This is a genomic window from Persicitalea jodogahamensis (assembly GCF_014651615.1).
GTDB lineage: Bacteria > Bacteroidota > Bacteroidia > Cytophagales > Spirosomataceae > Persicitalea > Persicitalea jodogahamensis.
This window is the reverse complement of record NZ_BMXF01000009.1, coordinates 15,100-34,246: the sequence shown is the minus strand read 5'-3', so window position 1 is coordinate 34,246 and position 19,147 is coordinate 15,100. Positions and strand designations below refer to the sequence as shown.

Here is a 19,147-nt window from a genome sequence, read left to right as displayed (position 1 = left end):
ACCCTAAGTATCTGGCGAGAGCAATATTCCACATTCCCTAATTCCCAATTAAAATTTGACGTTAACATTAAAGCCCACGCTCCTCGTGACGGGCAAACCCGTGGCTTCCAGTCCCACCAGATTGTCGGATGGGAAGCCGAATTGCTCGGGATGAATATTGGGCACCCATTTTTTCAGGACCGACACGTTGTTGGCTACGGCGTTCACACGAAGGCCTTTGATGAAGCGGACCGAGGTCAGGAATCTTGTAAAATCATAACCGACCGTGATTTGGCGCAGTTGCCACAGGCCTGCGTTATAGACGAATTCTTCGGCAATATTCTGCGACCGTACCGTTTCGTAATACGCCTGCACGCCAGATTTGGTCTGGTTGGTTTCTCCGTTGGGATTCACCCCTTCACCGATTACGAAACCATCCTCGCGGCCCGGCAGCGTTCCCTTGTGCAGCCCGTGCCGCCAGGCATTGAAGTTGGTGCCGGAGATCATCTTGTGGCCCAGTTTGAAATCTACCAAAAAGGAGGCGCTGATTCCCTTGTAGTCGAACCCATTGGTGATGCCTCCTACCCATAGCGGCAATGCGCTGCCGAAGGCAATCTGGGTGGGTGTGCGGAGGGCCCTGCCATTGCCCACGTCGAAAACCTGCCTTCCCTGCTCATCGCGCAGGTAACCGAAGCCATAGAGCTGGCCCAGCGGCTGGCCCACGACCTGCCGCAACTCGCCCGTGAACTCACCCGTGCCGACGGTGATGGAATTGTCGCTGACATCGTCGCCCAGATTCAGGACTTTTGTCTTGTTGTAGGCAGCGTTGAAGATCAGATTCCAGTTAAAATCCTGCGTCTTGAGGGGTACCAGATTCACCAGCATTTCCAAACCCCGGTTCTGGCTTTGACCTACATTAATCAACTGCGTGAGGTATCCGCCCGCGTCGGAAGTCTGGGCGCGGAGAATTTGGTCAGAGGAAAGCTTGTCGTAATAGGTCAGGTCCAGCCCCACGCGGTTGTTGAACATTTTCAACTCCAGACCAAATTCTTTCTCCGAAACCCGCATGGGCCGCAGGTTGGCGTTGGGAACCGTAGTACCGCTGATGTTAGCGAGCGGCTGACCCGTGCCATTGGGCGAGGGAAACTGCTGCGGGTCGATGTTGTAAAAAAGATTGTTGGCATAAGGCGACACATCGGTGTCGCTGCCCACCTCGGCGTAGCCCGCCCTGATTTTGCCAAAGTTAATCCAGGCGGGTAGCGCTGTGGCAAATGCCTGTGAGAACACAAAGCTAGCCGTGACGGACGGGTACAGAATACTCCGGTTGGCGGGTGATAGCGTTGAGAACCAATCGTTGCGGGCCGTGCCATTGATAAACAGATAGTCCCGGAAAGAGACCTCCGCCGAAGCATACAGCGAATTGACCTTACGTTCCGTGAACTCATAGCTCGGCTCGCGTTGGCGTCCGTTGCCGATGGTATAAAGATCACGGACGTAAAAATCCTGAATGAACACATTGTGACGGCTAATCCGGCGGTACATCTGGTTGCCGCCCGCATTGACGTTTACGCCAAATACACCGAACGTTTTGTTGACACCAAGCAGAAAATCCGTGTTGAGCTCACGCACGCTGCGGGCGTCCTGCACGTACTGCCCATTGACGAAACCGGCCGGGGCGGCAGGCTGCCGCTGCGTGCCGGTAGGCAGGTTGTAATCCTGCTCGCGGGAGTAGTAGTCCTGCCCGACGCGTCCCTGCAGGAAAAGCCAGTCCGTGAAGTTGTAGCGGGCCGTCAGGTTGCCGAACACGCGGTCGTTACGGATGTTGTCGAAGCGTTTGAGCGAGAAGTAGGGATTGGTACGGTTGGTGAAGCGCGACCAGCGCACTTCGTTTCCGTTCTCATCGGAGGCATTCTGTTCCAGCAATTCCAGCGGCATCGAATTGGCCATATTATAAATCACGACCGGGCTGTAATCCTGCTCGGCGATGTTGGGCGGGTTTTTGCGATACTCGTTGGAGTAGTTGATGTTGCCCGACACGACCAGCTTTTTAGCGACCGTCTGCGTGAAGCCGAGGTTGACCGTCCGGCGGTGGTAGCCTGAGGTTTCCAGAATGGTCTTGTTGTCCAGATTGGACACCGACAGGCTGAACCCGCCGTTGTCGCCGCCCGAGGCCAGTGTAAGGGTGTTGGTAAAGGTCGAGCCCTTGCGGTAGTAGTCCGTGACGTGGTTGCGGACGGGTTCGTAGGGAACCGTCAGGTTGTCGAAAAGTACCTGCGTCATGCCGGGCGCGAATTTCTCGCCAAAACTCCACTGCCCCGTGGCCGGGAAGGCCGTAGTGGGCCGCACGCCGTTCTCGCCCTGGCCGTATTCGTACTGGTAATCCGTGTAATCCAGCGGCGTTTCGGTGGTGTAGTTAGTGTTATAAGTCAACGATACCCCTGAACCCGCGCCGCGTGTTTTGGTCGTAATCATAATGACACCATCCTTGGCGCGGGAGCCGTACAGGGCCGAAGCCGCCGCACCTTTCAGCACGGTCATGCTCTCGATGTCGTCGGGGTTGATGCTGCTCAGGCCGTCGCCGCCGTCGGAGGTACGGTTGCTGCCGCGCTCGCTCACGTCGCCGCGTGCGCCGTTGTTGGTATTGTCGATGGGCACGCCATTGACCACAATCAGCGGCGAGTTGTTGCCGCCGAACGACGACTGCCCGCGAATCCTGATCTTACTCGTCCCGGCCGGCCCCGAACCCAGCGGCGTAATGTTGACTCCCGCCATTTTGCCCTGCAGTGCATTCATGAAGTTTGCCGTACGGTTGATCGTCATTTCTTCCGGCGACACGGTGGCGGTGGCATACCCCAAACTTTTCGCCTGCTTCTTGATTCCCAATGCCGTGACCACGACTTCCTGCAACGCCTTACTCTCAGGTACCAGCGATACCGTGATGGTGGTCTGGTTACCTACCACTACCTCCTGGCTCTGGTAACCGACATAGCTGAACACCAGCACCGAGGCCGCGTCAGGTACTTCCAGCTGGAAGTCTCCGTCAGCATCCGAAGTGGTACCGCGTTGGGTACCTTTCAGCAGAACGCTCACGCCCGGCAGTCCGCCACCGTTTTCCTCCGTTACTTTTCCCCGAACCACCTGCACCATGATCTCAACCTTTCCCGGGCTAGCCAGCGGTGAAATATCCGCCTCCGGAATGCTTTCGACTCTGGCCATCTCTTGTGGGCTCCCCACTTCCGAGGGCGAGTTCTGTGATGTCTTCCTGTTGGCCAGAATTACGTAGGTATCGCTTTTTACTTTTTTGTAGTTCAGATTGGCCGCCCGCAGTATTCTGTCGAGGTTCTGTTCCAGACTTGCTTCGTAATCCAGCAAATTGGTGGCAACCGTGACGTTTTCTACCAACCCTCCCTCAAAGAGGATATCCACCCGGTAGCGAGCTTTCAGGTCATTCAGCACGCCCCGGAGTTTTTGTTGGGCGGGTTGGGTTTGGGCGCTTCTTTTCGGCGGCAGTTGGCTATTGCTGGCATAGGTCTGCGCCAGAACCGGCTGCCCAACCAGCCACAAGGCCGCCAGCAGCATGCCTGCCCATAGCGGTGCACGTAGTGTTTTTTTCATTGAATTAAAGGGTTTAGGATGTATTGGATTTCAGATCGTTTTCATTCTACCAGCTTCACCACCTCTCCATTCCTGACCATTTTCAGGTTGAAAATCCGGCAAATAATCTCGAGCAGTTCGTCAGGGCTTTCGGCGCGGAAAGAGCCCACCAGCGTTCGCTGAGCCAGGTTTTTGTCTTCGATAAGTACCCGTATGCCGTAATTTTCGTGCATGATTTCTGCAAATTCGGCCAGGGTGGTATCATCAAAGACAAACCGGTGCTCTTTCCAGGCGGCGTATTGTTCCGGCTGGGCGGTCACCTCCTGACGGATGTGGTTGCTGCTATCCAGCGTCACCAGATCGCCGGGTTTCATCATGAGTTGCTTCCGGGACTTTCCTTCTCGGTAGTTGAGTTGTACTTTTCCTTTGTTCAAAATCACTTTCGACCTGGCCGCCCGCGCGTAGATTGTGAATTCAGTACCCAGCACTACTACTTCAAATTCCTTGTCGGTTCTTACAATAAATTTCTGGTTATCAGACTGGTGGGACACATCGAAGTTGGCCTCGCCACTCAGGAACACTTCCCTGGTTTCACTCCCAAAACCAAATCTGGGTACCCGTAAGGAAGAGTTGGCGTTCAGTACGACGCGTGTACTGTCGCTCAGAATCAGGGTTTTGGTCTCGCCATAGGCCGAGCGATAGGTTTGATAGGTCAGGTGGTCTTTGAACAAAGCCCCGCTCCCTACCAGCAGAATCGCTACGGAAGCAGCTACCAGCCAGCTCCATAGCCGCGAACGAACAGGAAAACCTGCCTCCGGAAGCGGCTCAGAATTGAAATGTTCCCCGGCCTGGTCAGCATAGGCAAAAAACCGTTCGGTGGCTTCCTGCACATCGGCCAGGTACTGCGGTTGCCGGTATTCATACTCCACCAGCCACTGGTAGAACAGCTCCTCATTGGCTGGATTTTTCACCCACTCATCCAGCAACTGTTTTTGTAACGCAGTTGATTTACCTGACAAGTAGTTGAATATGAATTCTTTATTTACTTCTGCATTCATTTCAAATGAGTGATTTAGCGTAATTCTCCGCGCGGCGAACCGTTCGTTCCCATATAATTAAAGCAGCCATTTTTCCTTTAAAAGCCCCCGCACAAACTGGTTGGCGCGGTTGAGCTGCACATCCACAGTTTTGACGGACAGGTGCAGTTCGTCGGCAATTTCCTGGTATTTCATACCGTCGAATTTCCGCATGAGGTATATCCGGCGGCGCTCCACGGGTAGTTTGTTGACGGCCTCCTCCACGTCGTGATAGAGTTCCTCAAACTGACTGATCTGATCGGGCTGCTGTTCTTTGAGAATGGGTTTTTGGGAAGCTTCGGACAGCTCGGCTTTGCGGCTCAAATCCCAACGGAGGTAGTTATACGCCCGGTTGCGAACCGTGCGGAACAGGTACCGCCGATATGATGTATCGATGTCGAGGAAGGTATTTTGAGAATAGAAGCGAAAGAATATTTCCGAAACCAGGTCCTCGGCCACCTCGCGTGAGCCAACAAACTTCACGGCGTGCGTACACATGGGCTGGTAGTAGCGTTTGTAGAGCAATTCAACCCCCAGCCGGGGATTGTCGGCCAGCGTTTTTCGGATGAATAGTTCATCGTCCGAGGACACAGCAAAACCGGGCTCTGATGAGCGAAGGTGCGGCAAAGGAACCGGGCTGCTTTCCTTCTCTTCCTCTGCAATGCCATACATGCTACGATGAGCGTCCTTCATATCACCTTTTGGTTGACAAATAGAGTTTTACGAAAAAACCGAATTGCGGGCTGTACAGATAGAAAGACAAGTGAGCAGGTAAAAACACCTTACAGAGATATAAGAATATTTTTATTTTTTTGAAATAAACCCACAAAACAACAAGACCTAGACTGCAGCCTCCATGGTTGGATGACGGGAATCCGGTTACTTTTTCAACTACCCATGTCGGATCTGACCACCATTTGTCCGGGGGAGGGAAGTGGTGAAGACAACGCAAACGTCCGCAGTGTCACGTCTGGAACGATATTTTTCACCTGTTCCAAAACTGTTAAACTAGATAGGACGATCATGAATAAAATAAACCGTTTTCACCTGGTGTCGATCCTGATGCTTTTCACCGCATCGTTCGCTACCGCTCAGAACCGGAATTTCAAAATAGGTATCAAAGCCGGAACCAATTTATCCAGTCTTTCGGGCGATGAGGTTGTCTCTTCCGCCGATCCATCGATACGAATCGGCGACAAAAGTACCCGACTCACAGGCTTCGTGGGGGGCGTGTTCTTCCGACTGGGTAATTCCGTTTTCATTCAACCCGAAGTATTGCTTTCCCAGAAAGGGGGTACTTTCAACGTGTTCCGGAGTGCCGGTAACAGTCAGGAAGAGGTCAAGGTACGGTTTACAAACCTTGATGTTCCAGTACTTTTAGGTATCCGGATCGGGGAGGTACTTCGGATCAACGCCGGGCCGATCGCTTCGTTGCGGCTATCGGAAAACGGTGGACTACGCGATGCGCTCAATGAAGTGGGAGCGACCAGCGTGGAGGACAACTTCAGACAGGCAGCCCTCGGCTATCAGGTGGGCGTCGGTTTTGATATCGGCAATATCAACCTAGATCTCCGGTATGAAGGCAATGCCTCCAATATCATCGATACCAATACAGCCTCTTCGAGTTTCAATTCACAATTGAAACGGAAAAACAACCTGTTCCAGGCCACAGTGGGCTTTGTGATATTTTAGATTTCTCATTTTTCAGAAAAACTGACACCTATGAAAACCGTCAAGATAAACCTGATCCTTTTGCTGGCGTTCAGCGTCTGCTCATTACCCTCCTGCAAAAACAGCAAGCTCTCCAACCAGGAAAAAGGGGCTATTATCGGCGCCGGAGGCGGGGCGGTGGCCGGAGCGGTCATCGGCAACAAATCGGGCAATACCGCCGTCGGAGCAATTATCGGGGCCGCCGTGGGCGGTACTGCCGGTACACTCATCGGACTGTACATGGATAAGCAAGCCCGCAAACTGGAAGAAGAAGTGAAAGGTGCCAAAGTAGAACGCATCGGCGAAGGCATAAAAATGACTTTCGACTCCGGTCTGCTTTTTGGCTTCGACTCCTATGCACTAACGGCGGAAACCCGCAAAAACCTTGACAATGTGGCGGAAGTTTTGAACGAATACGAAGACACCGACATCCTGATCGAGGGTCATACGGATAGCAAGGGGACAGACAGCTACAATCAGGATTTGTCGGAAAAGCGGGCAAAGGCTGTTTCCACCTACCTCAGAGCCAAAAATGTAAAGTCAAAGCGACTCGAATCCGTAGGATACGGCGAAGCACAACTACTCACCACTGATTCTGATAAGCAATCGATGAATCGGAGAGTGGAGGTTGTCATCACAGCCAACAGTAAGCTTAAGCGTGATGCCAAGCGCGGCATAGAGACGAGTGTGTCGGCGAGCCGGTAGGTATCCGGAAACCTGGTCCAGATTAGCGGGTACTTTTACCGCGCCTGCGGCTGGCTGCCTAAAAACTCCGTTAAAAGTACCTGGTGTTCTTTCAGAGCATCCTGATGGTCGCTGTGAGCAGCGAAATTGATTTCCTCGTTAGGGTCGTCTTCGTAGTCGTAGAGTTCCTCGGCGATGGGACGGACGTTGGGCAGTACCTTGTTTTTGTCGTAATCCTCGGCAAACCAGGCCACGTAGCGGTAACGAGGCGTGCGGATGGCGTAGCCCATGAGTTTCCCGTACTCTTTGGTAGAGCGCGGGTACTGACTCTGGGCGAAGCGCTTTACAGTGGCGTTGGGGTTTTTCATCATCGGCACCAGACTTTTTCCAGCCAGTTTTTCCGGCGTTTTGAGTCCAGCCAGGTCAGTTAGGGTTGGGAAAACATCCACGAACTCGGTCAACCCTTCTGCCTTCTGCCCACCCGTGAGGCCGGGGGCGGCGATGATGAGCGGCGCGCGGGTGGCTTGCTCGAAGTTGGTGTGCTTACACCATATGCCGTGGTCACCTAGATGCCAGCCGTGATCGCCCCACAACACAATGATGGTATTTTTGGTCAAGCCTTGCTCGTCGAGAGCGTCCAGTAGTTTGCCCACCTGTGCATCCATGTAGCTCACAGCGGCATAGTAGCCATGGATGAGCTCTTTCTGCATTTCGGTGGGCTTCGGTGCATAGCCCGTAGGGTAGCGGTCGCCGTTGGGCAGCAGATACGCGTTCACCAGTTCGCCCGATGCCTGGTAGGCAAACTGCGGTGAGTCAGTCGCAAATTGCTGGTAGGCGGCGGTGTTGATTTCCTCGCGGTCGTACAAGTCCCAGTATTTCCTGGGTGCCACAAAAGGCAGGTGCGGACGCACGAAGCCCGCAGCGTAGAAAAACGGCTGGCCGTCCTTCGCCAGCCGGGCTATGGTCGCCACGGCTTTTTTGGCTACGGCCCCGTCCTGGTAGGCATCGTCGGGTACTTCGGCAGATTCCACCGCCGGTCCCCGGTTTTTGTTGAGGTAGTCTTTCAGTTTCTCTCCTTTCAGCCCCATTTTCCCGGCCTTGGTCCGAATTTCCTCCAACAATTTCAGGGTTTCGGGTCCCTGATAGTAGTTGGCTTTCGGACGCCCGTAGCCCGCTGCGTAATCCGCTTCTTCCAGCTTGTCAAAGGGAACCGACCAGGAAGGCTCATCCAGCATTTTGTCCACCGAGCGACTGTCGAACACCTTGCCCAGTCCGGTGGTGGTGTAGCCATTCTGCCGGAAGTACTGCGGCAGGGTCAGGATATCGGGGTTCTTATCCCGCATCAGCGTTTCCAGATCCCAGACCTGCGTGTAGTCGGGCCGCTGCCCGGTGAGCAGACTCGCCCGCGTCGGGGCGCACACAGCCTGCTGGCAGTAGTTGTTCAGGAACACCGTCCCCATCCGGGCCAGGCGGTCGATGTTTGGCGTCTTCATTCGGGACTCACCGTAGGCGCTGAGCAATGGCTTGAGGTCGTCCACAGCGATGAAGAGGACGTTGGGGCGGATCGCGCTCGGCTTCTTGGTTGGCTGCGCGCCAAGGCTTTGTAAGGCAAAGGACAGAAGCAGGAAAAAGCTTGTTTTTCTCATTGATTCAAAACCGTTTTTCATGGAAAGGTGAGTTCAATTGAAAGACCGCCGAGGGCATACCTTACTCAAAGATTCTTCGGCTGCTCCATCGGTTTCAAAGGCACCGACACGCTCAACCCTTCCCACTTCACCGAAAGCTGACCGCCCTGCTGAGAGGTAACGATTTCCTTCATTTCGATGCGCCTCCCCGCTTCGGTGAGCTGGAAAGCGAAGCCCAGCGCGGCGGCATTCATGCTGCTTAGGTCAAAATCCTTTTCATCGCCCGCGTAAACTACATAATCCACCCAGGCTGCGTCAGCGTTGCCGCCCTTCTCCCACCTTCCCTTCATACCGCCAAACTCAGCCAGGTACATCAGAATGCTAAATTGCAAACCGCCCGTTTCGATGGTAAACGGCGCGTTGGTAGTCTCGGGCAGGACCATCTCGGCGGCGGGTACTTTGCCAAACTCAAAGCGCAGTCGCAGGTCTTTGGCCCTGAACTTACCTTCCTGCAGACGGTCGATGCTGATGTGCTTGTCGCCGCCGTTGGTCAGGAAGGTGATAGCAGCCAGGACGTCGTTTTCCTTTTGATCGCTATAAAAACTGGCCGAGCTGAAATCATAGTCGTCGCGCAGCATTCGCACCTGCAGGTAATGCGGCTGCTCGGGTGTACCCCAGTAGGCAAGGAAAGGCCGTCGCTGGTTCCAGAGGCTGGAACGGTTGGCGGTGGAGATCGCGTACTTATCGGTGAGGTAGCTGATACCAATGATCTGCGGGTCGTCCACTTTCAGCACATCGCGCTCGGTGCGGGGGTACTTTGGATCGAGAAAGTAAGGCAGCAGTTTTTTTGGAATTTCGTGCCTGATCTTCACCTCGCCGCGTTTTTCGGTGTAGGGTAGTTTGATCTTGCCATCGGAAGCTTCGTCCAGGATGGCGTAGAAGTCGGGCCTGACCAGCGAACTGTACGAGCGGCTGTGCGGCCCCGCCCACTGACCCGAGGGCTTGTGGTAGTGCCGGGCGACCATGTCCCAGGCCTGGTCGTAGAGGTAGTCGATTTTCTTCCTGGCCTCCGGCTCCACGATGTGGTCTTTCATGCGCACCAGCTCGTCGAGGGCCACGCGGGTGTAGGTGGGGCTATTGTACTCCGTAAAACCGTTTTCGAGGGTGTATTCGTAAAAATTCTGCAGACGTTTCGCGGCGTAGTCCTGCATCTTGGGCAAATCGAAAAGGTGCGAGGTCAGGTAGGTCGTGTACGTACCCATGATGGCGATATTGGTGTAGCCCGGCCCCACGTTACGCTTCTGAATGGACTCGGCGGCACGGATCAGAGAGTTCTTAATCATCTCTTTCAAATCAGCGGGTAGTTTCTGCTGATGGCCCATGTAAATATCCAGCAGCGACACGCCCAGAAAATCGGCCCAGTTCCAGTCGGCGGGCGACTTCTTGGTAGCCAGCGGCTCTTCAAGGTAGTAGGGCCAGATGCCGTAGGTCTTGTTGGCGCGCACGGTATCCTGCAGCGAAATGGTCTTGCGGATGATGTCGAAGGCCCGCTGCTGATAGTTGAACGCAGCCCGCTTTGGGTCGTCCAGATCGAGCAGGTCCAGGGCGTAGCTCATTGAGCCGCGCGTTTGGTGAAGTACCCCGTCGGTGGCGTCGGTATGGTACTGGTAGTAGTTTTTGAGCGTGCTGGTAATCATCTGTTCCGCCGGGTCGTACTTTTCGTGCTGCTTCTGTAGAGATTCAGAAAGTACCTCCTTCTCGTCTGTCGTAAGCTGGACGGGTTCGTAGCGGATGTGGGCGTCCCGGTAGGTTTGGGAATAGGCGGTGCTGAGGGCTGGGCCAAGCAGCATCAGGAGAATAGTTGTTGTTTTCATAGTATGAAAGTGCTCTCTAAATCAACGGTGATGACGAAAATGGACTGGTAATGTCCGGTGTTGTCGCTTGTGTAATTATCATACCCAACCTAAAATAATATCTCGACATGACAGCCCTTACTTCCCTTCTATCCAGCCCGGCAGTGTCATCTCCAGCCCCAAAATCGGAATCACTACGAAATACAGCAAGGCCGTCAGCAGCACGACCGAAATCAGGTTCAGCCACAGTCCGCATTTGGCCATTTCGGGAATAGACACCTTCCCGCTGGCAAAAATCACCGTATTGGTTCCCGTCCCGGACGGCATCATGAAAGCGAACGAACAGGCAAAGGTCGCCGGGATCATCAGGAACAGCGGATTGATGCCCGCCGCCACGGCGACCGCCGCCAGCACGGGCAGGAAGATGTTGGCCGTGGCGGTGTTGGAGTTTATTTCGGTCAGAAATACGATGAAGGTAGTTACGAGCAGCAAAATCAGGAGGGGCGAATAGGCACCGATGAAGTCCACCTGCTGCCCGATCCAGCCAGCCAGCCCCGTTTTTTGAAAACTGCGGGCAATGGCGTAGCCACCGCCCACAATCATAACTACCCCCCACGGAACCGTGGTGGCTTCCTGCCAGGTTAGCAACGGCTTACCCGTTTTTTTGTTAGTCATCGCAAAAAGCATGATAGCCCCGACGACAGCCACCGTGGCGTCGTGGACGTAGTCGCCCACGCCCAGCCAGGTACCCCAGCCCGTCACCCGGAACGAGCCGAAATCGAAATCGCTGCGAAAGACCCAGCCGACGGCCGTGAACAGAAATACGCCAAAGGCCTTTTTCTCGCCGTCGGTCATCGGGCCGAGAGTCGCCAGTTCGCGGGCGAAGACGGTGTTGTCGATTTTAACTTTGGTGGAAATCCTGAAGTACCTGATGATGTAAATCCAGATGACCGGGATGAACACCACGACCATCGGAAAGCCGATTTTGAGCCAGGTGAAGAAGTTAATTTCCGGCGCGGCGGGAAACAGCTCGCTCACGATGCCCGCAAACACCATGTTGACGGGCGTACCGATGAGCGTGGCCGTGCCCCCGATGCTGCAGGCGTAGGCCGTAGCCAACATTAGCGCCAGACCAAACTGCGAGGTAGTGTCACCCTCAGCCTCGTCGGTCTTGGCGATGACCGCCGTGGCGATGGGTAGCATGAGCAGCACTACCGCCACGTTGGCAATCCACATGGACAGGAACGCCGCCACCAACATAAAGCTTAGGATGATGCGTTGCTGGTTACTGCCCAGACTTTTCAGAACGGTGAGGGCAATACGTCGGTGGAGTTGCTGCGATTCGATGACCTTGGCGATGAAAAAACCGCACAGCAGCATGATGACGTAGCTGTGGCCGTAGCTTTCGGCCACGTCGTCGGTTTCCAGTACGCCCAGCAGCGGGAAAAGTGCCATCGGCACAAAGGCTGTGACGTAAATCGGAATCGCCTCGGTGAGCCACCAGATGGCCATCAGCACCGTCACGGCCACGGCTCGTTGCGCGGTAATGGCCATGCCTTCGGGTGTGGGCATGATCACAATAAAAAAGGCGACCAGCAAGCCGCCCCAGAAACCGATGCGTTGGGAATTCGTCATGGGAGGAGGGTTTGGTACTACAAAGCCGTTCCCAGGGGTTCTCTAATGACTAATTATATTCCCTGCGAGCACTGAACCCCCAGGTACCTTATCTTTGTCGCTATGTCCGCACTTGGCAAAAGCGAAAAACAATGAAAAAGTACCTCCTGTCCCATACATTAATTGTACTGTTGCTGCTTTCTATCACTGGCTGCCGGTCGGAGGAAGACAAGTCCATGATCATCGAGCTGCGCAACAACACCAGCGCAGAAATACCCAAAGTACAGGTAGTGGCGGTGGGTTCGGCAGGTACCAGACTACTGGCCGAGAAAGAAAATCTTGCCGCAGGAGTCATCTACCGGCAAAGCGCGAGGTACAAATCTTTTCCCGATTCGGACGGGAGTTACGAACTCCGGCTGACCGAAGTGTCGGGAAACAGAACGTTCCGGTTCGGTTATTTTACTAACGGTACGGCTCTCGACAAGTACTTCTTCCTGCAAATCGAAAAAGACACGGTACTCGTCAGTAGTATTGCGAGGGAGTTGAAGGCCTACTAGACACGGGTTGTGGTTGGCCAACCCGGGTAGTCATCGCGTATTCTCAACTACATGCGCCGCAAACCACGCCCGGCATTCGTCCAGGCTGGACTCGCCGGAGGCTAGTTTGAGGATAAAGGTGGTCAAAACTGAATTGGTCACCTCAGGGACAAGGTAATGACCGTTCAGGCTCAGAAATTGCAGGGCTGCGCCCAATCCTGTCCGCTTGTTGCCATCCGTAAAAACGTGATTGCCAATAATATTGAAACAGTATATCGCCGCTTTATCCGCGATAGTCGGGTACAACGGCGCCCCAAACATTTCAGCTTTCACTGCTTCCAGTAGATAATCCAGGTTTTCTTCGTGTAAGAAATTGTGCGGAGGCACAAAGTTGCCTCCGTGTATTTCAACGGTCGATTTGTTGATCTTGATTACCTGCGCTTTGGTCAAATATAGGATCATGCCAAGGCCCGGAAGGTATCCCCGTATTTCTCGAAGTTTTCTTTCAGGAGTCTATCGAACTCCTCGTCGTTACCTGAGTTCTCCTCAGTAAAAATCTCTTTGAGCAAAGTTTTGAAGGTATCGGGTTCTTCGTGAATCAACTCGCGGAGTGCTTCCTTTACCGTTTCCTTATCCAATACAGTCGCCATAATCTTTATTTTTTAAAACGTCATCGATCCGTTTTTTCGTTCAAAGGTACGCAAACTGCTCAGTTTGGGTCTTGTTTCGTGTCAGGACGAGTATATTTGGCACTATGTGCCTACTTTCCTGAGTACAAACCAAGCCACCTCCAATGACAATGACCGCACGCGTCCTTTCACTTCTTATGCTCCTGGCCGTTTTTAGCCAGACAACTGCCTCCGCTCAAAAACAGCCCAACGTAATTTTCATCCTGGTCGATGATATGGGATGGGGTGATGTGGGTACTTTCTGGCAAAATCAGCGCAAGCAGAAAAACGACCGCAGCGAACCCTGGGAATATACCCCCGCCCTGGATGCAATGGCCGCGGGCGGAGCTACGCTGACCCACCACTACTGCGCCGCGCCCGTCTGCGCGCCGTCGCGGTCGTCGATTATGCTGGGCGTAAGTCAGGGCCACGCTAACGTGCGCGACAATCAGTTCGATAAGGCCCTACAGGATACCTACACCATGCCTTCGGTGCTGAAGCAGGCGGGTTACCGCACGGCTCTGGTGGGCAAGTGGGGATTACAGGGACAAACTGACAACGAACCCAACTGGCCCGCCCACCCCCTCAACCGGGGCTTTGATTATTCGTTTGCCTACATCCGCCACCGCGACGGCCACGAACACTACCCTAAGGAAGGAATTTACCGGGGCGCGAAGGAGGTGTGGGAAGACAAAACCAATATCGGCGACCAGCTCGATAAGTGCTACACCACCGACCTGTGGACCGCCGCCGCCAAGCGGTGGATTACCGGGACAAAGAAGTCCGCTCCCAATGAACCGTTCTTTCTCTATCTGGCTTACGACACGCCTCATGCTGTACTGGAAGTACCCACCCAGGCGTATCCAAAGGGCGGCGGCCTGAAAGGCGGCCTGCAGTGGACAGGCAAGCCGGGACAAATGATCACGACGGCCTCGGGTACACCCGACTCGTTCATCCATCCCGATTACGCCAACGCAACCTATGACGATGATAAAAACCCGCAAACCCCGGAAGTGGCCTGGCCCGACACCTACAAGCGCTACGCTACCTCCTGTCGCCGCATCGACGACGGCATCGGCGACATCATGACGTTGTTGAAAGATTTAAAAATTGACGACAACACCATGGTCGTGTTCATGTCCGACAACGGGCCGTCCGTCGAGTCCTATCTTCCCGATTCTTACGTAGATTACGTCCCCACTTTTTTCAACAGCTTCGGCCCTTTCGACGGGATCAAGCGCGACTTATGGGAAGGTGGCGTGCGGATGCCCACGCTGGTACGCTGGCCGGGCCGCATCCCCGGCGGACAGACGATTGCCAGCCCGAGTGCCTCCTATGACTGGCTGGCTACGTTTGCCGATGCAGCAGGTATAGCCGCCCCTGCCCGGCTGGATGGTGTGTCGCTGCTGCCGGAACTGAGCGGTAAGGGAAAGCGGCAGGAAAGTACCGTGTACATTGAGTACGACCAAAATGGCAAGACACCCGATTTCGAGGAGTTTTCGCCTAATCACCGCTCCCGAAAAAGAAATCAGATGCAGAAAATCCGGAAAGGCAACCTAGTCGGCGTGCGATACAATATCGCCGGAGCCGATGACGATTTCGAGATCTACGACGTGGTAGCCGATCCGCAGGAAACTAAAAACCTGGCTTCGGATAAAAAGTACGCCGCTTTGCAGCAGGAATTCAAAAATCGGGTCCTGCAAATTCGCCGACCCGATAAAGAAGCCAAACGACCCTACGACGACGCACTGGTACCCGCAGTCGACCCCGGCGGAAAGATGCAGGCTGGGATGAAGTGGCACACCGCGGCGGGCGATTTCCCGTGGGTATCGGCGCTGACTGACGCACAGTTCAAGGGCCAGGGAACCTCCGCAACGCTCGATATTTCCAAAACTAAACTACATGCAGGCATGGTCGCCTACGAGGGCTTTCTGAAAATTCCGGAGGACGGTACTTATACCTTTGATATGAGCGCGGATGGCGGTTTTATTCTCAGAATACACCAGGCTCTTGTGATCGACAACAGCCACGGTACTACCGCCGGAAATCAGCAGTCTGGCGACATGAAACTAGCGGCGGGTTACCACCCGTTTACGGTTTATTATCACAAATCCGGCAAGGCGAAGGGTAGTTTGGAGCTTTCCTGCAGGAAGGCGGGAGGTAGTTCGATGGAGATGGCTGGGCTTTTCTTTCATCAATAAACCTGCGCACCGATCGTAGTTGTTTTTTGCGTTAGGCTAGGGATTCGCTTTATTTGTCTTACAAACGAATGAAGCGAATCCTTTTTTCGTTTTTGTATCGATTCAATCCAATTCTTTGAAAATGAACAAATACCTTCTCGGCGGTCTGCTACTATCCGCCACCCTCGGCCAGGCCCAGGATACGGCCACCAAATACGCCGAAACGATCACTCCCACTGACCTTAAAAAACACCTGGTCATCATTGCCTCCGACAGCCTGGAAGGTCGTGACACGGGTTCGGAAGGCCAGAAGAAAGCCGCCGACTACGTGTCGAAACACTTTAAAATGTATGGCCTCGCGCCCATCGCCACCGATAGCGCCGGAGCCAAGAGCTACTACCAACACTATGACCTTTACCAAAAAACCTGGGGCGATGTGTATGTCAAGGCCGACGGCCGGAAATTCGCATTCAACGAGGATTTCTATCTCAACGGATTGCTAAGTACCGACAGCGAGGTGTCGGCTCCGACGGTTTTTGCGGGCTACGGCATTGAAGCCGCCCCCTATAACGACTATGCAGATCTGGACGTGACGGGTAAAGCGGTCGTAATTCTGGAGGGCGAGCCGAAAGACCGCAGCGGCAAGTACTACATCAACGACAGCGACCAGGCTTCGAGCTGGAGCGGACCGCAGTCGTGGCAAAAGAAAGCCGCGACGGCTATAGCCAAGGGCGCGAAGTACGTATTTATGGTGTCGGAGAAAGACGGCAAGGAGTTTGAGCAACTGGTGAAGCAGCGGGCCATCATGGCCCGGCGCATGAATCGCATGAGCATGAAGCCCGTTCAGGAATCGCTCAGCAATATGGCGGTTTTCACCGTTTCTCCCGAAGTAGGGGCGGCCCTGCTCCGCACTTCACCGAAGAAACTGAAAGGACTGCAGGAAGACATCGACAAGAAAGGTATTCCAGTAACTAGGGGGCCCATCGGCACCGTGTCGCTGAAAGTGGAGCGCAAAAGCGAAACCATAGGTACCGAAAATGTGGCGGGATTTCTGGAAGGTACCGACAAGAAAGACGAGGTAGTTGTCATTTCGGCGCACCTGGATCACATCGGTATTTCGTCGGACGGCCAAATCAATAATGGAGCCGACGACGACGGCTCGGGTACCGTTTCGCTGCTGGAACTGGCCGAGGCATTCAGTCAGGCCAAGGCCGACGGCAACGGTCCGCGCCGCAGCATCCTGTTCCTGAATGTGACGGGTGAAGAGAAGGGGCTTTTCGGCTCGGCCTACTATTCGGAAAATCCGCTGCTGCCTCTGGAGAATACCGTGGCCGACCTGAACATCGACATGATTGGCCGCGTGGATAAGGAACACGCCGAAGACCCCAAGTACGTCTACATCATCGGCTCCGACAAGCTGTCTTCTGAGCTCCACGCCATCAGCGAGGCGGCCAACGAAGCACACGTGGGCTACAAGCTGGACTATACTTTCAACGACCCCAAAGACCCGAACCGCTTCTACTACCGCTCCGACCACTACAATTTTGCCAAGAAAGGCATCCCGGTGATTTTCTACTTCACGGGTGTCCACGAAGACTACCACCGTCCCGGCGACGATGTCGAGAAGATTATGTTCGACAAGCAGGCGCCTATCGTCAAGTTGGTTTTCTATACCGCCTGGGAACTGGCCAATCGTGAGGAACGGATCAAGGTCGATAGTAACAAAGAGTAGTTCAGCATTCTTGGTTCTTCGTTGAGAACCTGGATTTCAATTAGCTGAACGCGTATAAGCAAGTACTTTGAACGAAAAAAATCTTCCTCCCGCCTTCGAATCCGCTATGCAATCCCAGCTGGGAGCGGAGTTTGCTTTATTTGAGGAAACGCTGGCGACGGCACCGCCCGTGAGCATCCGATTGAATCCTGATAAGCAGGCGTACGACGCTTCGGGTTTGGACAAAGTACCCTGGCATCCCCACGGCTATTACCTGCCCGAGCGCCCGGTCTTCACGCTCGATCCAATTTTTCATGCAGGTGGGTACTACGTGCAGGAAGCTTCGTCCATGATTTTGCACGAAGTACTTTCGCAACTCATGCCTGTCAAGCGTCCAATACGCATTCTGGACCTGTGCGCTGCGCCGGGCGGCAAAAGTACCCTGCTGGCGTCGTGGATGCCGCCGGGCAGCCTGTTGCTGGCCAACGAGGTCATCCGCAGCCGGGTCAATCCTTTGCAGGAAAACCTGGAACGCTGGGGCCATCCGGGTACTTTCACCAGCAGCTACGATCCGGAAAGTTTTGCCAAACTCAACGGCTTTTTCGACATCGTACTGGTGGATGCGCCCTGCTCGGGTGAAGGACTGTTCCGCAAAGACCCCGAGGCCGTGCGCGAGTGGTCGCCCGAACATGTAGAAATGTGCGCGGCCCGGCAGCGGCGCATTCTGTCGGCGGCCGTGAAGCTGGTAGCCCCCGGCGGTACGCTGCTCTACAGCACCTGCACCTACAATACCACCGAAAACGACCAGAATGCCACCTGGCTGGCAGAAACCCAAAAACTAGACCACCTCGAAGTCGCCCTCCCCGCCGAATGGGGGGTAGTTTCGCGTAATCCCGGCTACCAGTGCTACCCGCACCGCCTCCGGGGTGAGGGCTTCTACTTCGCCGCTTTCCGCCAGTCGCATGGTCTGCCCTTCCGGGGCAAGACCGGGCGGTACATGAGCAAGCTGAGCGACCTTAAAAAAAGGGAAGAAGCGGCTCTGGAAGATTGGGTGCAAGACGCCGAAGAACTCTTCTTCCTGCAACGTCCGGACGGAACGGTACTTTTCGCCCCCAACGAACTTTGGAACGACCTGATGCTGCTGGACACCGCCCTACCGCAGGGCGTGTGGTTGCGCGAAGCGGGCGAGTTTAAGGGTAAAGATTTCATTCCGGCCCATAGTCTGGCGATGAGTACAGCCATGGTCACAGATTGGCCCGCTGTGGACCTTGACCGGGATACGGCTCTGCGTTTTTTAAAAAAGGAGAATATCGAACTGCCCGATGGTACGCCCAAAGGCTGGCTGCTGGCACAGCATCAGGGACTAAATCTGGGCTGGATGAAGAACCTCGGCAACCGCGTGAATAACTACCTGCCCAAGGACTGGCGGATTCGGATGGATATTCGGGAAGTGTAGGGATTCGCCTTTCCTAAAAATCTTCGCGGCATTTCCAACTAATTGCGTAATTGGGGCATCTTGTCAATAAAACTTGATAACTATGAAATCTCTGCTCCTTATTCTGTTACTGACCGCTTTTTACCAGTCCCAACCACCGCAAATCACTCCACCCTGCGGCGTCGAGGAACCGCTCCAAGAAATCACCTGGCTCAAAAATAAAGTCTCCTATTACAAAAAAGAGGGCATTGCCCTCACCATCATGCAGGCGCAGCGCGGCGGCGAAACCGTTTTCTCCATCGAATGCGTCCTGGGCACCGATGCGAGGGAAACTACCTACTATCGCTGTAATGGTTGGGAGATTTGCAAAACCTCCGTCACGATTGCGGGACTAAGGAGTTGGTGCGGTGATTTGCCGGCGGAGCTCACAGAGCTGAGAATGATTTATCCTGAGATCGCCGGCAACTAAGCGAATCGAGGTA

General features: G+C 54.4%; 15 protein-coding genes. 7 read left to right on the top strand and 8 right to left on the bottom strand.

Annotated features, from left to right (window positions below; all coding sequences use genetic code 11):
- Positions 1–48: 48 nt before the first annotated feature.
- The 3 genes from IE117_RS25485 to IE117_RS25475 all read right to left on the bottom strand — a co-directional run bounded on the left by IE117_RS25485 (position 49) and on the right by IE117_RS25475 (position 5,342).
- The gene (locus tag IE117_RS25485; RefSeq protein WP_229581491.1) at positions 49–3,126 is read right to left on the bottom strand and encodes a SusC/RagA family TonB-linked outer membrane protein; all 3,078 of its coding nucleotides are present in this window, start codon (positions 3,124–3,126) and stop codon (positions 49–51) included.
- A 509-nt stretch (positions 3,127–3,635) separates the two neighbouring features.
- Positions 3,636–4,631, bottom strand: a complete 996-nt coding sequence (locus IE117_RS25480) for a FecR family protein (protein WP_189568975.1) — start codon at positions 4,629–4,631, stop codon at positions 3,636–3,638.
- 57 nt (positions 4,632–4,688) lie between these two features.
- Positions 4,689–5,342 carry an RNA polymerase sigma-70 factor gene (locus IE117_RS25475; RefSeq protein ID WP_229581485.1) on the bottom strand — a complete coding sequence of 218 codons (654 nt, stop codon included), beginning with the start codon at positions 5,340–5,342 and terminating at the stop codon, positions 4,689–4,691.
- Between the two features lie 330 nt (positions 5,343–5,672).
- On the opposite strand from IE117_RS25475, the gene IE117_RS25470 reads away from it, so the two are divergent.
- Together IE117_RS25470 and IE117_RS25465 are read left to right on the top strand one after the other, a co-directional pair.
- Entirely contained in the window at positions 5,673–6,341 is a 669-nt protein-coding gene (locus tag IE117_RS25470; RefSeq protein WP_189568972.1) for a porin family protein, read from the top strand.
- 30 nt (positions 6,342–6,371) lie between these two features.
- Positions 6,372–7,064, top strand: a complete 693-nt coding sequence (locus IE117_RS25465) for a YiaD family glycine zipper/OmpA-like lipoprotein (protein ID WP_189568969.1) — start codon at positions 6,372–6,374, stop codon at positions 7,062–7,064.
- Positions 7,065–7,099: 35 nt separating this feature from the next.
- Here the strand turns inward: IE117_RS25465 and IE117_RS25460 are convergent, their stop codons facing one another.
- The 3 genes from IE117_RS25460 to IE117_RS25450 form a co-directional block, all read right to left on the bottom strand.
- Complete coding sequence (locus IE117_RS25460) at positions 7,100–8,689, bottom strand: sulfatase (RefSeq protein WP_189568966.1); 1,590 nt, start codon at positions 8,687–8,689, stop codon at positions 7,100–7,102.
- A 65-nt stretch (positions 8,690–8,754) separates the two neighbouring features.
- Positions 8,755–10,542, bottom strand: coding sequence for a DUF8769 domain-containing protein (locus IE117_RS25455; protein WP_189568964.1), 1,788 nt, complete (start codon positions 10,540–10,542; stop codon positions 8,755–8,757).
- A 117-nt stretch (positions 10,543–10,659) separates the two neighbouring features.
- A complete protein-coding gene (locus IE117_RS25450) occupies positions 10,660–12,156 on the bottom strand; it encodes an SLC13 family permease (RefSeq protein ID WP_189568961.1) in 1,497 nt (498 codons plus the stop codon).
- A 131-nt stretch (positions 12,157–12,287) separates the two neighbouring features.
- Between IE117_RS25450 and IE117_RS25445 the strand changes: the two genes are divergently transcribed.
- On the top strand, positions 12,288–12,692 hold the full coding sequence (locus IE117_RS25445) for a hypothetical protein (protein ID WP_189568958.1): 405 nt from the start codon (positions 12,288–12,290) through the stop codon (positions 12,690–12,692).
- Between the two features lie 30 nt (positions 12,693–12,722).
- Here the strand turns inward: IE117_RS25445 and IE117_RS25440 are convergent, their stop codons facing one another.
- Entirely contained in the window at positions 12,723–13,133 is a 411-nt protein-coding gene (locus IE117_RS25440) for a type II toxin-antitoxin system death-on-curing family toxin (RefSeq protein WP_189568955.1), read from the bottom strand.
- Complete coding sequence (locus IE117_RS25435) at positions 13,130–13,321, bottom strand: hypothetical protein (RefSeq protein ID WP_189568952.1); 192 nt, start codon at positions 13,319–13,321, stop codon at positions 13,130–13,132. The genes IE117_RS25440 and IE117_RS25435 overlap by 4 nt, the downstream gene beginning before the upstream one ends.
- 149 nt (positions 13,322–13,470) lie before the next feature.
- Here IE117_RS25435 and IE117_RS25430 point away from each other — a divergent pair, with 149 nt between their 5' ends.
- The 4 genes from IE117_RS25430 (at position 13,471) to IE117_RS25415 (ending at position 19,134) form a co-directional block, all read left to right on the top strand.
- On the top strand, positions 13,471–15,540 hold the full coding sequence (locus IE117_RS25430; protein ID WP_229581483.1) for a sulfatase-like hydrolase/transferase: 2,070 nt from the start codon (positions 13,471–13,473) through the stop codon (positions 15,538–15,540).
- A gap of 121 nt (positions 15,541–15,661) precedes the next feature.
- Positions 15,662–17,251 (top strand): M28 family peptidase, encoded by a 1,590-nt coding sequence (locus IE117_RS25425; protein ID WP_189568948.1) that lies wholly within the window; start codon positions 15,662–15,664, stop codon positions 17,249–17,251.
- Positions 17,252–17,318: 67 nt separating this feature from the next.
- On the top strand, positions 17,319–18,686 hold the full coding sequence (locus IE117_RS25420; protein ID WP_262893130.1) for a methyltransferase RsmF C-terminal domain-like protein: 1,368 nt from the start codon (positions 17,319–17,321) through the stop codon (positions 18,684–18,686).
- Positions 18,687–18,768: 82 nt separating this feature from the next.
- Positions 18,769–19,134: a hypothetical protein gene (locus tag IE117_RS25415; protein WP_189568943.1), complete on the top strand. Its 366-nt coding sequence runs from the start codon at positions 18,769–18,771 to the stop codon at positions 19,132–19,134.
- Positions 19,135–19,147: the final 13 nt, after the last annotated feature.

Bases quoted from the DNA above. Each gene is read 5' to 3' on its own strand.
- IE117_RS25485 (WP_229581491.1), bottom strand. From the start codon at position 3,126: ATGGTGCAGGTGGTTCGGGGAAAAGTAACGGAGGAAAACGGTGGCGGA.
- IE117_RS25480 (WP_189568975.1), bottom strand. From the start codon at position 4,631: ATGAATGCAGAAGTAAATAAAGAATTCATATTCAACTACTTGTCAGGT.
- IE117_RS25475 (WP_229581485.1), bottom strand. From the start codon at position 5,342: ATGAAGGACGCTCATCGTAGCATGTATGGCATTGCAGAGGAAGAGAAG.
- IE117_RS25470 (WP_189568972.1), top strand. From the start codon at position 5,673: ATGAATAAAATAAACCGTTTTCACCTGGTGTCGATCCTGATGCTTTTC.
- IE117_RS25465 (WP_189568969.1), top strand. From the start codon at position 6,372: ATGAAAACCGTCAAGATAAACCTGATCCTTTTGCTGGCGTTCAGCGTC.
- IE117_RS25460 (WP_189568966.1), bottom strand. From the start codon at position 8,689: ATGAGAAAAACAAGCTTTTTCCTGCTTCTGTCCTTTGCCTTACAAAGC.
- IE117_RS25455 (WP_189568964.1), bottom strand. From the start codon at position 10,542: ATGAAAACAACAACTATTCTCCTGATGCTGCTTGGCCCAGCCCTCAGC.
- IE117_RS25450 (WP_189568961.1), bottom strand. From the start codon at position 12,156: ATGACGAATTCCCAACGCATCGGTTTCTGGGGCGGCTTGCTGGTCGCC.
- IE117_RS25445 (WP_189568958.1), top strand. From the start codon at position 12,288: ATGAAAAAGTACCTCCTGTCCCATACATTAATTGTACTGTTGCTGCTT.
- IE117_RS25440 (WP_189568955.1), bottom strand. From the start codon at position 13,133: ATGATCCTATATTTGACCAAAGCGCAGGTAATCAAGATCAACAAATCG.
- IE117_RS25435 (WP_189568952.1), bottom strand. From the start codon at position 13,321: ATGGCGACTGTATTGGATAAGGAAACGGTAAAGGAAGCACTCCGCGAG.
- IE117_RS25430 (WP_229581483.1), top strand. From the start codon at position 13,471: ATGACCGCACGCGTCCTTTCACTTCTTATGCTCCTGGCCGTTTTTAGC.
- IE117_RS25425 (WP_189568948.1), top strand. From the start codon at position 15,662: ATGAACAAATACCTTCTCGGCGGTCTGCTACTATCCGCCACCCTCGGC.
- IE117_RS25415 (WP_189568943.1), top strand. From the start codon at position 18,769: ATGAAATCTCTGCTCCTTATTCTGTTACTGACCGCTTTTTACCAGTCC.